Below are 13,880 nucleotides of genomic sequence, written 5' to 3'. Positions count from 1 at the left end.
GCGGCTGAGACCGACGTCCCAACCTCAAGTCTGCCCGGTGCCTTATCCTCACACAACCGCGTGAGGCGGCACCGGGCAGACCGGTGAGTGGTGTTACTTGATCGAAGCGACCGCGGCCGAAGCCTTCTCGAACAGGCTGTCCGAGATCGGGGCGATGCCGGCAGCCTCAGCGGCAACCTGCTGGCCCTCGTCGCTGATGACGTAGTCCAGGTAAGCCTGAACCAGCTCGGCACGCTCGGTCTCGGCGTACTCGGAGCAGGCGATCAGGTAGCTGACCAGAACGATCGGGTACACGCCGGACTCGGTCGAGCTGCGGTCGAGCTCGATGGCGAGGTCGGTGGACTCGCGGCCTTCGACGATCGGCGAAGCGTCGACGATGGCGGCAGCAGCCTCGGCGGAGTACGGGACGTACTCGTCGCCAACCTTGACCGCGACGGTGCCCAGGTCACCGGCGCGCGAAGCGTCGGCGTAACCGATGGTGCCGTTGCCGTTCGTGACGGTGTCAACGACACCGGAGGTGCCCTGAGCAGCCTCGCCACCCGGGTAAGCCCAGTCGCCGGAAACCTCGGCGTCCCAGACCTCGGGGGTCACGGCCGACAGGTACTCGACGAAGTTCTCGGTGGTGCCGGACTCGTCGGAGCGGTGCACGGCGGTGATCGCCAGGCTCGGCAGCTCAGCGTCGGGGTTCTGGGAGACGATGGCCTCGTCGCTCCAGTTGGTGATTTCGCCCTTGAAGATCTTCGCGATGGTCGGCGCGTCGAGGTTCAGGGTGTCAACGCCCTCGATGTTGAAGATGATCGCGATCGGGGAGATGTAGGCGGGGACCTCGACCAGCGGGGTGCCCGGGACGCAGCCGGCGAAGTTGTCCTCGGCCAGCTCCTCGTCCTTGAACGCACGGTCGGAACCGGTGAACCAGTTCGAACCAGCGATGAAGTTGTCGCGGCCGGTGCCGGAGCCGGTCGGGTCGTACTCGACGGTCACGTCGGGGTTGGCGGTCTGGAAGCCGGCAACCCAGGCCTCCTGAGCGGCCTGCTGCGACGAAGCGCCGCCGCCGACGATGGTGCCCGAGAGGGTCGACTCGGGGGCGTTGGCGTCGCCGTTGGCGTTGCCTTCGTTGGCTGCACACGAGGCGAGCAGCATGGTGCCTGCGACAGCAATGGCAGCGATGCTGCCGTAACGCTTGATGTTCACAGAGTTCCTTCCAGGAATGTGATGTTCAGGTTGTGGGTCGGTGCCGACCCGCATTAGACGCTAGGAACACCGGTTAACCAGCGTCAGCCCAAACGGTGAACGGATGGTAAACAGAACGCGAACGGTGGGTGAGGACGCCCGTCGTTACGGGCCTTCTGCGGCCAGATAACGGATCGGCATCGAAATCGCTTGGTGCGCAATCGACCCTTGTTGGAGCGTTCGCCCAAGTATCCCGGCGTGAAGGTTCCGCCGCGCATGCGGCACAGTCTAGACGGCGGGTCCGTGGGTTTCGACGGCCACGAGCCCGCCTTCCGGATGCTCCATGGCAACGTGCAGCACGCTGAACTCGCCGGTAGCCAGGGAGGCCGCCCGGCGCAGGTCCTGGTCGATCGGTGTGCCGGTGAGTTCGGCGATCTCACCGATCAGATCGGGCAGCACGGGGCCGTGGCTGCAGAAGGCAACAGTCCGTTGGTGCCCGATGCGCTTGCGCACGATCTTCGCGACGGAGTCCCGTCCGTTTTGGTAGGCGTCCTGGCTGATCGCGTCGGTCTGCTTGACCGGTGCGCCAGTGAGGCGCTCAATCGGCTCGAATGTCTCGACGCATCGGGTAGCGGTCGAGGTGATGAGCTTGGTGGGCCGGTAGGCGGCAATTCCCGCCGCGATGCTCTGGGCCTGCTCGCGTCCGCGCGGAAGCAGTGGGCGCTCGGCATCCGGGCCCTCCCAGGTGCTCGTGGGCGCCGCCTTGCCGTGCCGAACCGCGATGATCGCGAAGGTGCGTGCTCGGCCGTGCTCGAGGCGATCAGCGAAGCGGTCGAGGAGTTCGATGTCGTGCTGGTAGCTGAGGATGCTCCGGGCGCGCTTGAGTGAGACCCACTCGAGCGCCTCGATCTCATCGTTCGAGACGAAGGTCGAGTTGGCGATCGCGAGTTGTTCGACCTCGGCCTGCCAGTAGTGGACGATCTTCAACCGTCCGTTCGGCATGATGTATTCGACCTTGCCGAGCGGTGCGCCGAGGGCGATGGACAGCCCGGTCTCTTCGGCGATCTCGCGCACGGCGCACTGTGGAAGCGTCTCGCCCGGGTCGAGCTTTCCCTTGGGGAGCGAGACATCCTTGTGCTGGGTGCGGCGCACGAGCAGCACCTTCACCTTGCCGTTGATGATTTTCCAGCACACTGCACCGGCGGCGAGCACTGGTGGCTGCGCCGACGGGGTGACCGAACTCACCGACGGACTCCCGGTCGGCGGCGCGAACTGATCCGCCGCATCATCTCGTCATGCATGTGCACGAGGCTAGTGCCGTCATCGGACAGGTGACGCCGGACCCAGGTGCCATCCGTCTGCAGCCGCCAGGACGATGTGGTGTCCGCCATGGCGAGGTCGAACTGCTCGGAGATCTGGGACAGGTGTTCAGGCGCCGCGAGTCGCACGAGCGCCTCAACGCGTCGGTCGAGGTTGCGGTGCATCATGTCGGCACTGCCGATGTAGACCTGCGGGTCACCGTCATTCACGAACGAGAAGATGCGCGAGTGCTCCAGGTAGCGGCCAAGGATCGAGCGCACGCGAATGTTCTCGCTGAGCCCGGGCTGGCCAGGCTTCAGGCCGCAGATGCCCCGCACCCAGATGTCGATCGGGACGCCGGCGTTGCTGGCCCGGTACAGCGCGTCCATGATCGCCTCGTCGACCATCGAGTTGACCTTGATCCGGATGCCGGACGGTTTACCGGCGCGCGCGTTCTGCTCCTCGGCGCGAATGCGCTTGAGCAGGCCCTTCCGCAGGTGCAGCGGAGCGACCAGCAGCCGCTTGAACTTCTTCTCGATGGCGTACCCGGAGAGTTCGTTGAACAGGCGGGTGAGGTCCTTGCCGACCTCATCGTCGGCGGTGAACAGGCCGAGGTCCTCGTAGATCCGGCTGGTCTTCGGGTTGTAGTTGCCGGTGCCGATGTGGCTGTAGTGCTTGAGCTTGCCGTTCTTCTCCTGGCGAACCACCTGCGCGAGCTTGCAATGCGTCTTTAATCCGACCAAGCCATAGACCACATGCACGCCGGCCTTCTCCAGTTTGCGCGCCCAGGTGATGTTCGCCTGCTCATCGAAGCGTGCTTTCACCTCGACGAGAGCCAGCACGGACTTGCCGGCCTCGGCCGCATCGATCAGCGCCTCAACGATCGGACTGTCACCGCTCGTGCGGTACAGGGTCTGCTTGATGGCGAGCACGTTCGGGTCATGGGCAGCCTGCTCGAGGAAGGCCTGCACGCTGGTGGCGAATGACTCATACGGGTGGTGCACGAGCACGTCATGCCGGGCGATGGCGGTGAACAGGTCGGGCGGCGTTGACGGCTCCTTCGACTGCAGTTGCAGGGGAGTCGACGGCACATGCTTCGCGTACTTCAGTTCCGGGCGGTCGATCTTGCCCGTTTCGAACAGCCCGGCGAGATCGAGCGGAGCCGGCAGGCGGTAGACCTCTTCTTCGGTGATGTCGAGCTCCTGCATGAGCAGGCGCAGGGTCACGTCATCCATGTCCTCGGTGATCTCGAGCCGCACCGGCGGGCCGAACCGGCGCCGCAGGAGCTCCTTCTCCAGCGCCTGGATGAGGTTCTCCGACTCGTCCTCTTCCACCTCGAGGTCCTCGTTGCGGGTGACGCGGAACTCGTGGTGTTCGAGGATCTCCATGCCCGGGAACAGTTCCGACAGGTGGTTGGCGATCAGGTCCTCGATCGGGATGAACCGCAGCCGGCCACTCTTGTCGTCGGGCAGCCGGATGAACCGCGGGAACATCTGCGGCACCTTGAGGCGCGCGAATTCGACGCGATTGGTCTTCGGATTGCGCACCCGGATCGACAGGTTGAGGCTCAGGCCGGAGATGTACGGAAAGGGGTGGGCCGGGTCGACCGCGAGCGGCATCAGCACCGGGAAGATGCGCTCAGAGAATGTGGTGTCCAGGCTGACCCGATCGGCCTCGTCCAGATCGGCCCAGGTCTCGACGTGGATGCCGGCTTCGTCCAGGGCGGGCTTGACCATGGTCGCGAACGCGACGGCATGGCGCTCCTGCAGCTCGTGCGCCTTGCGGCCGATGTCGGTGAGCACCTGCGTCGGTGAGGTGCCGATGTTGGTCGGCACGGCGATGCCGGTCGCAATGCGGCGCTTCAGTCCGGCGACCCGCACCATGAAGAACTCGTCCAGGTTGCTCGCGAAGATCGCGAGGAAGTTCGCCCGCTCCAGCAGCGGAACCCGCGGGTCTTCGGCGAGTTCGAGCACGCGCTGGTTGAAGGCGAGCCAGCTCAGTTCGCGGTCCAGGAACCGGTCGGCCGGAAGAGTCGTGTCCTCGGGGTAGGCCGCTTCGTCATAGTCGTCGTCGAGCCTGTCGGTAGCGACGGATGAGTCAGGAAGAAAGGTGCCGCGATCCATTCACCTATCTTGTCACCGCCGTCTTAACGCGGGGTGGCGTAGAGAACGTCGACGGTGTACTCGGAGTACCCGAAGCCGCGATACAGCCGCAGCGCCGCCTCGTTGTCGGCCTCGACATAGAGATTGGATTCGCGGATGCCGAGGGCCTTTAGATGCGCGAGCCCCGCCTTCAGCAACACCCGTCCGATGCCCTGACCTGCGCGGTCGGGGTCGACACCGAGCACGTAGATCTCGCCCAGCTCACCGTCGATCTTCAACCAGCAGTAGCCGACCATCCGGCCCTGCGCGTCGCGGCCGACAAGGAAATGCTCGGCGGGGTTCTCGGCGATGCGCGGCTGCAGGCTCTCGATCGTGATGCGACCCTGCTCGGGGTGACTGGCGAACGCGCGGGCGTTCAGCGCTACCCACTCCTCGTCGTCGTGACCGGGCCGGAACGTGTCGATCCGGATCCGTTGGTCGATCTTGCCGAGACCCTGCGCCGAGGTCTCGGCAGGCTCGGTCTCGACAGGTTCGACGAGCGGAGGCTGCTGGTCGAGACCCACTCGCAACTGCAGCAACGTGCGCACCCGCTCGAGCCCATGCCGTTCGGCCAGCACCCGCGCCCCAGGGTGATCGCCGTGCGCCCAGGCGGTGAACCCAGGAACCAGCAGCGCACGCAGCATCTCGTCACCGTAGCCGCGGCGGCGCTGCTCCGGGTGCACCACGAATTCGACCTCGGCGCCCGTCATCGCCGCCCCGACGAGGGTGCCGCCCCGCTCGAAGAACACCACCTCGGTCTTCTCGAGCAGGCTGGCCTCGTTGAATGGCGGCTGCCCGTCGATGGCGACCGCGGCATCGATCAGCGCCGTGAGGGCGGCGTCGGTGGCGGCATCCGCCCGGTCCCTAGTTGACCTGCTGAGCCTGGCGGTCACTGTCCTCCTCGTTCACGGTGAAGCGGTAACCCACGTTGCGCACGGTGCCGATCACCGACTCGAGGTCACCGAGCTTGGCGCGCAGCCGGCGCACGTGCACGTCAACCGTGCGGGTGCCGCCGAAGTAGTCGTAGCCCCAGACCTCGCTGAGCAGCTGCTCTCGGGTGAACACCCGCGACGGGTGCGAGGCGAGGAAACGCAGCAGCTCGAACTCCTTGAAGGTGAGGTCGAGCGCGCGACCCTTCACCTTGGCCGAGTAGTTGGCCTCGTCGATGACGACACCGGATGCCTGGATCTTCGACTGCGAGGCCCGTTCGGTCATCCGGCCGAGCGCCAGCCGGATGCGGGCGTCAACTTCCGCCGGCCCTGCGGTGTCGAGCAGCACGTCATCGACGCCCCAGTCCGCACTGATCGCGGTTAGGCCACCCTCGGTGAGGATGATGATGAGCGGGGTCGCGAGCCCGGTGGTGGTCAGGATCTTCGCGAGGGACTTCGCCTGAGCAAGATCGCGGCGGGCGTCGATCATGACGATGTCGGCCGAGGGCGCGTTGACGAGGGCCGCAGGCTGCGCCGAGATCTGGCGCACCTGGTGGCTTAACAACCCCAGCGCGGGAAGAACTTCGATGTCCACCGCAGAGGTCAGGATCAGCAACTGCGCCACAGTTCCTCCAAGATGCTGTCTCGCAGTCTAACTGCGCCGGCGTTAGTAGCATGTCCACATGACCTGGCGGCCCTTGAGCATTATTCCCGTTTGGGTCGGTGTTGTCGCCGCCATCATCCTCGTCGGCTTCCTCGTGCCGGCCGCGGACCGGCTCGCCTGGCTCGGCGTCGTGCTCGGCGCCGCGACCCTCATCACCTTCGCGCTGCAGCTCGCGCTACAGGAGAAGGACGGACTGGTCACCCGCGTGATGCTGAGCGTCGGCGGATCAGTGATCCTGCTCGCCGTGGCGACGGCCGTCTTCGCCGTGATGGCGGGCATAGGATAAAACCATGCTTCTCGCCCTTGAAATCTTCTTCATCGGACTGCTGGTCCTCGCAAGCCTCGCCATTGCCTTCACCGCTGGCGTGGTGGTCTGGAACCTCTACCGGGGGCAGCGCTAAGCCGTGTTCGACCTCGACGCCAGCCTGCCGGCTGAGCTCGCGCCCCTGTCATGGTTGATCGGGGTATGGGAAGGCACCGGCGTCGTGAACTACCGGGTCGGTGAAGGAACCGTCACCCACGAGTTCGGGCAGCGGCTGTCGTTCAGCCAGGACGGGCTGCCGAATCTCAACTACACGTCGTACACCTGGCTGCTCGACACCGCGCTGACGCCGCTCGCCACCGAGACCGGCTACTGGCGGTTGAGCCGACCGGCTGCGGACGGCGACCCGGGGCCGGCGATGCTTCCGGCGGGTGCGGATCGGCCGTTCGAGACGGCTGACGATGTCGAAACCCTGCGCACCACGCGCGGTGGGTTCGAAATTGAGGTCAGCCTGGTGCATCCGGATGGCATCAGCGAGTTGTATCTCGGTGAGGTGAACGGTCCGCGGATCGACCTGGCCACCGACGCGGTGATGCGCTCCGCGAGCGCGAAGGAGTACACCGCGGCGACCCGGTTGTACGGGCTGGTCGAGGGGCACCTGCTCTGGGCCTGGGATATCGCCGCGCTCGGCCAGGATCTGCGTACCCACGCGTCTGCGAGGCTCGCCCGTGTCGACTGAATTCCTGTCCCTGCCCGGTGCCGTCGGCGAGACGGTGCCGCAGCACTACGGCAACCCGATCGGCGAGCAACGTGCCCTCGCGGCCGGCCGGGCCATCGTCGACCTCTCCGACCGGGCGGTGCTGACGGTCACCGGACCGGACCGCCTGAGCTGGTTGAACTCGATCACCTCACAGGAACTGGGCGCGCTCCAGCCTGGCGAGGGTGCCGAGACGCTCGTGCTCGGCGTCACCGGACGGCTCGAGCATGCCGCCCGCGTGCTTGACGACGGCGTCAGCACCTGGCTGCTCATCGACGAGGCATCCGCCCTGGAAGCGTTCCTGCTGTCCATGCGGTTCATGTTGCGTGTCGAGATCGAGGACCGCACCGCCGAGTACGCGACGATCGGCACCCTCGGCGAGGGGCTGGTCACCGCGGCCGCGCCCAACGGCGTGCCGCTGGAATGGGTCGACCCGTGGCGGCAGGTTGTTGCCGGCGGCCACCAGTACGCGACCGCGGCCGAGCACCCGGCAGCCGAATGGACCTACCGCGAAATCCTCGTCTCGCGGTCGGAACTCGGTTCGCTGACCGGCTTGCCCGTTGCGGGCACCCTCGCGCTTGAGGCATTGCGGATCGCCGCCTGGCGGCCGCGCTTTGCCACCGAGGTCGACGAGAAGACCATCCCGCACGAGCTGGACTGGCTGCGCAGCGCCGTGCACCTGAACAAGGGCTGCTACCGGGGTCAGGAGACTGTCGCCAAGGTGCACAACCTCGGCCACCCGCCGCGCCGGCTGGTGATGCTGCATCTCGACGGCACCGACGCGGTACTGCCCGAGCCGGGCAACGACGTGCTCGACGGCGACAAGCTGGTCGGACATATCACCAGCGTGGGCATGCACCACGAGCTGGGGCCGATCGCGCTTGCGGTCATCAAGCGCATGGTCGACCCGGCGCATCCGCTGACCGCGCGCACCAGCGAGCTCGACGTCGCCGCCGCACAGGAAGTCATCGTGCCACCCAGCGCCGGTGCCGAGGCGAACGTGCCGCGGTTGCCTCGGCTGGGAGCCGTCACTCGCCCGCAACGGTGACCCGGCGGTGAGCGGCCAGCGAAACGCCGACGCGCTCGCTCGGCTGGAACGGGGCGTCCGTTATCGGGTCGCCGTGCGCCACGCGTTCAGCCGTGTGTGGACTTCGACGCCGGCGATCGTGCAGATCGTGGTGGCCGCGCTGCTCAGTTACCTTCTGGCGTACTACCTGCTCGGTCACGAGTCGCCCGTGCTTGCGGTGACCGTTGTCGTGTCGTCGCTCGGCCTGACACGAGACGCGCGTCCGCGGCAGATCATCGAGCAGGCCGCCGGAATGCTCGTCGGCATCACTTTGAGCGAGACCCTCTGGATACTTGCCGGAACCGGTGCCTGGCAGCTGACAGTGGCACTCGGCGCCACCCTCGTGATCGCCCGGTTCGCCTCCACGAGCAACACGTTCGTGGTGGCGGCCGCCGTGCAATCGGCGATGGTGATGATCATGCCCGCGCCTGAGGGCGGCGTGTACGTGCGCAGCGTGGACGGGCTGGTCGGCGGAATCGTCGCCATCGTCGTCACCGCGCTCATTCCGCGGGACCCGTCATCCGCGGCCCGGCGCGACGGTCGACTGCTCTACTCGGCGATCGGTGAGGCGCTCTCGTCTGCGATCGACGCGCTGCGGCACGCTGACGAGGCGGCGGCCACGCTCGGACTGGAACGGTTGCGGCGCACCCAGGCCCAGGTCGACAACTGGACCGTGTCGCTCGACTCGGCGGTCGCTGTCGCGCGCATCTCACCGTTCCTGCGACGGCACTTGCCCGTTTTGCGGCGGCAGGAGCGGCTGCTCCACGGCGCTGATCTCACCGCTCGGCACCTGCGGCTGATCGTGCGGCGGATCACATTCCTGGTGCGTGATCGCGAACCGCGGCCGAAGCTCGGGGCGCTCATGGAAGAGACCGCGCAGGGGATCGGATGCCTCGCCGCGGCGATCGAAGACGGCGCCGAGCTGGACCGCGCCCGCGGCATCCTTTCCACGGTGGCGGAACAACTGGATCCAGACGCGCTTCTGCCGGAGTCCTCGATGGCGGAGACCATGCTCGTGCTCATGCTCCGGCCGCTACTGGTCGACCTGCTGGTGGCGTCCGGGATGCCCGCCACCGACGCTCAGGCCCTGTTGCCCGGGGTCTGACCATCCCCTGGCGCCATCCGCCGGTCAGGGGAGAGGAGCGACCGCCTCCCAGGCGACGGTCACCTCGCCGAGCCGCCACCGGTTCCGGCTGCCGAGCAGTGGCCAGCCGTCAGCGCGGAGACCCTTCACGGTGGCGATCCAGCGTTGCGATGGCGCGTACACCGAAAGCCCGGCGTTGAACTGCCAGTGCCGGTCGAGGGCATTCATCAGCTCGTGCACCCGTTCGCCGGGCACGTTCCGGTGAATCAGCGCCTTCGGCAGGCGCTCGGCGACGATGCTCGGTTTCTCGAGGTCGGTGAGCCGCAGGCTGATGGTCAGCGCGCGCGGGCCGTCGGCGGTGACGGCGACCCAGCTGGACACCCGGCCGATTTCGCTGCAGGTTCCTTCGACGAGCACCCCGCCGGGCTGCAGCCGGGCAACCATGCGCTGCCAGGCGGCGGCGACTTCGTGCTCGTCGTACTGGCGCAGCACGTTGAAGGCCCGGATGACGGTGGCCTGCCGGTTCCCGGGGGTGGGCACCTCGAAGCCGCCCAGCGCGAACCTGATCCGCCCGGCGTGGGCGCTGCCGGGGTGCACGTGCCCGCCGCGTGGGGTGCGCAACGCCCGGGTCGCGGCAACGTGCGCCCGCCAGCGGTCAAGCTGCTCTGAGGCCACCCGGACCCGCTCAGGATCGATCTCCAAACCGAGGACATCGACATCCGGACGCACCCGCACCAGCCGGTGATGCAGTTCCAGCGTGGTCGCCGCGCTCGCCCCGTAGCCGAGGTCGACCACGAGCGGCCGGTCCGCGCGGCGCAGCAATGGAAGGGCGGCGACCCAACGGTCGACGCGGCGCAGGCGGTTCGTGCCCGTCGTCCCCCGGGTCACCCGCCCCTCGACCATGTCTTCCATCTTTGCAGCCTCGGGGTCTCGACAGGCTCGACCAGCGGGAGGACTCGACCAGCGGGAGGGCTCGACCCGGGGAAGAGGGCGCGACCCAGCGCTCGATAGGCTGGAGGCATGACTCACACGCTCATCCTGTTGCGCCATGGCCAGTCCGACTGGAATCAGAAGAACCTCTTCACTGGATGGGTGGATGTGCGCCTCAGTGAGCAGGGCATCGTCGAGGCCAAGCGTGCCGGGCAGCTGCTGGCCGAGTCCGGGCTGAAGCCGGATGTCTCATACACGAGCGTGCTCAGCCGGGCCATCCAGACCGCGAACTACGCACTCGAGGAAGCCGACCGGATGTGGCTGCCGGTGAAGCGCAGCTGGCGGCTGAACGAGCGCCACTACGGTGCGCTGCAGGGCAAGGACAAGGCGCAGACGCTTGAGCAGTACGGACCCGAGCAGTTCAAGACCTGGCGTCGTTCGTTCGACGTGCCGCCGCCGGTGCTCGACGACAGCGACGAGTACAGCCAGGCGAACGACGAGCGCTACGCCGACCTCGGCGACGACCTGCCTCGCACCGAGAGCCTCAAGCTGGTGATCGACCGGATGATGCCGTACTGGGAGTCGGACATCACCAAGGAGCTCGCCGCTGGCAAGACCGTGCTGGTCACCGCGCACGGCAACTCGCTGCGTGCCCTGGTCAAGCACCTCGATGGCATCAGCGACGACGAGATCGCTGAACTGAACATCCCCACCGGCATCCCGCTGGTCTACGAGCTCGACGAGAACTTCATGCCGGTGAAGCCGGCCGAGTACCTCGACCCGGAGGCGGCCGCCGCCGGTGCCGCGGCCGTGGCAGCGCAGGGCAAGAAGTAACCCCAGCAAACAAGAAGCGCCCCGCAGTCATTAACTGCGGGGCGCTTCTTCGTTAAGTTCAGTGGGTGCTTGGGCCCTCGCCGGGAACCCAGTCGCCGGTGGCCAGGTACTTGACCTTCTTGGCGATCGAAACCGCGTGGTCGCCGAAGCGCTCGTGGTAGCGCGAAGCGAGAGTCGCGTCGACAGTGTCTTCTGCGCCGCCCTTCCAGGTCTCGCCGAGCATCGAGTCGAAGACGCTCAGGTGCAGATTGTCGAGCTTGTCGTCATCGTTGCGAATCTCATCGGCGAGGCCGACGTTGTCGGTGTTTCGCAGTAGTTCGGTCAGCTTGTTCGCGAGGAGGACGTCGACGGCACCCATCTCGGCGAATGTGCTTCGCAGCTGCTTCGGAACAACCTTCTCGGGGAAGCGGTACCGGGCCAGCTGCGAAATGTGGGTGGCCATGTCGCCCATGCGCTCAAGCGAGGCAGAGATGCGCAGCGCGCTCACTACGATGCGGAGGTCGCGGGCCACGGGCTGCTGGCGGGCGAGGATGTCGATGGCCAGCTCGTCCAGGGCGCGCGTCGCCTCGTCGATCTGGTCGTCATCGGCGATGACCTGCTCGGCCAGCGACACGTTCGACTCGTTGAAAGCCCGGGTGGCGTTCTCAATCGCCACGGCGACCAGCGAAGCGATCTCGACGAGCCCGTCCTGGACTTCCCGTAGTTCTTGCTGGAAAACCTCGCGCATGTTCGTCCCTTCCCGACGGGCATGACGATGTAAAACCCGACCGCGGGCAACACTGCCGCGCAGAGGTTAACGCCGGGTGTCGTCTGCCTGAACAACTACCAACCTACCCCGGCAGAATGGCCGATCGGTGAAGGCGGCCCGCCCGATCTCACTAATCTTAGGGCTATGGATCCCGCGTGGCTGGTGCCGCTCTCCCTGGCATTCGGCATCATTGTCGGCGTCGGCTCGATGCTGGTGATCTACCTTTCGGCCCGGCGCGGACGTCAGGCCGTCGACGTGGTCACCTCGGCGGTGCCGGATGGCGTCGACCAGGTGATCGACGCGCTCGAATCGGCCGGGGTTGTGCTTGACCCGTCGAACAACGTGATCAAGGCGAGCCCGGGTGCGATGGCGTTCGGTCTGGTCTGGAACCAGTCGCTGGTGCACCCCGAGCTGGTGAAACTGGTCGACAAGGCGCGTCGGAGCGGCGAGGCGGTCACCGATGAATTGCACCTGTCGCGCGGCCCGTTCGGAGACGCGAGCATCCACCTGTTCGTGCGTGTCGCCAGGCTGGGCGCCCGGTACGTGCTGCTGCTCGCCGAGGACCGCACCGAGTCCTACCGGCTTGAAGAGGTGCGACGGGACTTCGTCGCCAACATCAGTCACGAACTGAAGACGCCGATCGGCGCGGTCACCCTGCTTGCCGAAGCGCTCGAATCCGCGAGCGAAGATCCCGAACAGGTTCGCCGATTCGCCAAGCGGCTCACCAAGGAATCGGATCGGCTGAGCCGGATCACGCAGGAGATCATCGAGCTGTCCCGCCTGCAGGCGAACGACGCGCTGACCCACCCCGCGATCGTCGACATCGACACGGTCATTGCGACGGCGATCGACCAGAGCAGGGTGGTCGCGGACTCGAACAAGATCCAGCTGATCAGCGGAGGTGATGCCGGCACCCAGGTGTACGGCGACGAGGCGATGCTGGAGATGGCCGTGCACAACCTCATCTCGAACGCGATCCAATACTCGCCGGATTCCTCCCGCGTCGGCGTCGGCGTCTCGGTCGCCGATGGCATCGTCGAGATTGCCGTCACCGACCAGGGCATCGGCATCCCCGAAGACGAACTCGACCGCGTCTTCGAACGATTCTTTCGCGTTGACCCCGCCCGCAGCCGCAACACCGGCGGCAGCGGACTGGGACTCGCGATCGTCAAGCACGTCGTGCAGAACCACGGCGGCGACATCCGCGTCTGGTCACAACCCGGACGCGGTTCCACCTTCACAATCCGTCTGCCGGAGGCATCCCATGCCACCGCAGCAAGCCTGGGAGGCCAAGAATGACCCGCATCCTCATCGTCGAAGACGAGCCCGCGCTGAGCGAGCCGCTGCAGTACCTGCTGGAGCGAGAGGGATACGAAACGACGGTTGCCGCGGACGGACCCGCCGCCCTCGCCGAGTTCGAACGGGCCGGCGCCGACATGGTGCTGCTTGACCTGATGCTGCCGGGGCTGCCCGGCACCGAGGTCTGCCGTGAGATCCGCCAGAGCTCGACCGTGCCCATCATCATGCTGACTGCCAAGGACAGCGAAGTGGACATCGTCGTCGGCCTCGAGCTCGGCGCCGACGACTACGTCACCAAGCCCTACAAGACCCGCGAGTTGCTCGCGCGGATCCGGGCCGTGCTCCGCCGGCACACCGAACCCGAGGACGCTTTCGACAGCGTGCTCGAGGCAGGAGACGTGCGGATGGATGTCGAGCGGCACACGGTGTCCGTCGGCGGCCGCGAGACGCCCATGCCGCTCAAGGAATTCGAGCTGCTCGAACTGCTGCTGCGGAACGCCGGTCGCGTGCTTACCCGCGGTCAGCTGATCGACCGGGTGTGGGGCGCCGACTACTTCGGCGATACCAAGACCCTCGATGTGCACATCAAGCGCATCCGATCCAAGATCGAGAAGACGCCGTCGGATCCGAAGCTGCTGGTCACCGTCCGCGGTCTGGGCTACCGCTTCGAGGCTTAACGAGAACGGGTGAGGCGCTT

14 protein-coding genes are annotated in these 13,880 nt (G+C 66.7%); 7 read left to right on the top strand and 7 right to left on the bottom strand.

The window, feature by feature from the left end; all coding sequences use genetic code 11:
* Positions 1–93: 93 nt before the first annotated feature.
* The 5 genes from pstS to GO591_RS12225 all read right to left on the bottom strand — a co-directional run bounded on the left by pstS (position 94) and on the right by GO591_RS12225 (position 6,164).
* The gene (gene pstS, locus GO591_RS12245) at positions 94–1,191 is read right to left on the bottom strand and encodes a phosphate ABC transporter substrate-binding protein PstS (protein WP_370455279.1); all 1,098 of its coding nucleotides are present in this window, start codon (positions 1,189–1,191) and stop codon (positions 94–96) included.
* Between the two features lie 267 nt (positions 1,192–1,458).
* Positions 1,459–2,415 (bottom strand): NUDIX hydrolase, encoded by a 957-nt coding sequence (locus GO591_RS12240; RefSeq protein WP_157157075.1) that lies wholly within the window; start codon positions 2,413–2,415, stop codon positions 1,459–1,461.
* Entirely contained in the window at positions 2,412–4,592 is a 2,181-nt protein-coding gene (locus tag GO591_RS12235; RefSeq protein WP_157157074.1) for an RNA degradosome polyphosphate kinase, read from the bottom strand. The genes GO591_RS12240 and GO591_RS12235 overlap by 4 nt, the downstream gene beginning before the upstream one ends.
* 23 nt (positions 4,593–4,615) lie before the next feature.
* A complete protein-coding gene (gene mshD, locus GO591_RS12230; protein ID WP_157157073.1) occupies positions 4,616–5,503 on the bottom strand; it encodes a mycothiol synthase in 888 nt (295 codons plus the stop codon).
* Positions 5,475–6,164, bottom strand: coding sequence for a response regulator transcription factor (locus GO591_RS12225; protein ID WP_157157072.1), 690 nt, complete (start codon positions 6,162–6,164; stop codon positions 5,475–5,477). Before GO591_RS12225 ends, mshD begins: the two co-directional genes overlap by 29 nt.
* A gap of 58 nt (positions 6,165–6,222) precedes the next feature.
* On the opposite strand from GO591_RS12225, the gene GO591_RS12220 reads away from it, so the two are divergent.
* The 4 genes from GO591_RS12220 to GO591_RS12205 all read left to right on the top strand — a co-directional run bounded on the left by GO591_RS12220 (position 6,223) and on the right by GO591_RS12205 (position 9,393).
* Positions 6,223–6,489 (top strand): hypothetical protein, encoded by a 267-nt coding sequence (locus GO591_RS12220; protein WP_157157071.1) that lies wholly within the window; start codon positions 6,223–6,225, stop codon positions 6,487–6,489.
* Between the two features lie 118 nt (positions 6,490–6,607).
* Complete coding sequence (locus GO591_RS12215) at positions 6,608–7,204, top strand: nitrobindin family protein (RefSeq protein ID WP_157157070.1); 597 nt, start codon at positions 6,608–6,610, stop codon at positions 7,202–7,204.
* Positions 7,194–8,270 carry a CAF17-like 4Fe-4S cluster assembly/insertion protein YgfZ gene (gene ygfZ / locus GO591_RS12210; protein WP_157157069.1) on the top strand — a complete coding sequence of 359 codons (1,077 nt, stop codon included), beginning with the start codon at positions 7,194–7,196 and terminating at the stop codon, positions 8,268–8,270. Before GO591_RS12215 ends, ygfZ begins: the two co-directional genes overlap by 11 nt.
* 7 nt (positions 8,271–8,277) lie before the next feature.
* Positions 8,278–9,393, top strand: a complete 1,116-nt coding sequence (locus tag GO591_RS12205; RefSeq protein ID WP_157157068.1) for an FUSC family protein — start codon at positions 8,278–8,280, stop codon at positions 9,391–9,393.
* Positions 9,394–9,417: 24 nt separating this feature from the next.
* Here the strand turns inward: GO591_RS12205 and GO591_RS12200 are convergent, their stop codons facing one another.
* Complete coding sequence (locus GO591_RS12200) at positions 9,418–10,284, bottom strand: class I SAM-dependent methyltransferase (RefSeq protein WP_157157067.1); 867 nt, start codon at positions 10,282–10,284, stop codon at positions 9,418–9,420.
* Positions 10,285–10,392: 108 nt separating this feature from the next.
* Here GO591_RS12200 and GO591_RS12195 point away from each other — a divergent pair, with 108 nt between their 5' ends.
* The gene (locus tag GO591_RS12195; RefSeq protein WP_157157066.1) at positions 10,393–11,136 is read left to right on the top strand and encodes a phosphoglyceromutase; all 744 of its coding nucleotides are present in this window, start codon (positions 10,393–10,395) and stop codon (positions 11,134–11,136) included.
* Between the two features lie 58 nt (positions 11,137–11,194).
* On the opposite strand, the gene phoU is transcribed toward GO591_RS12195, so the two are convergent.
* On the bottom strand, positions 11,195–11,863 hold the full coding sequence (phoU, locus tag GO591_RS12190) for a phosphate signaling complex protein PhoU (protein ID WP_157157065.1): 669 nt from the start codon (positions 11,861–11,863) through the stop codon (positions 11,195–11,197).
* A gap of 165 nt (positions 11,864–12,028) precedes the next feature.
* On the opposite strand from phoU, the gene GO591_RS12185 reads away from it, so the two are divergent.
* Together GO591_RS12185 and GO591_RS12180 are read left to right on the top strand one after the other, a co-directional pair.
* On the top strand, positions 12,029–13,183 hold the full coding sequence (locus GO591_RS12185; RefSeq protein ID WP_157157064.1) for a sensor histidine kinase: 1,155 nt from the start codon (positions 12,029–12,031) through the stop codon (positions 13,181–13,183).
* A complete protein-coding gene (locus GO591_RS12180; RefSeq protein ID WP_157157063.1) occupies positions 13,180–13,860 on the top strand; it encodes a response regulator transcription factor in 681 nt (226 codons plus the stop codon). The genes GO591_RS12185 and GO591_RS12180 overlap by 4 nt, the downstream gene beginning before the upstream one ends.
* Positions 13,861–13,880 lie beyond the last annotated feature (20 nt).

Origin of the sequence: Diaminobutyricimonas sp. LJ205, from assembly GCF_009755725.1 — a bacterium.
Lineage (GTDB): Bacteria > Actinomycetota > Actinomycetes > Actinomycetales > Microbacteriaceae > Ruicaihuangia.
The sequence above is the reverse complement of the archived record's forward strand: the minus strand, read 5'-3'. Positions and strand labels throughout refer to the sequence as shown.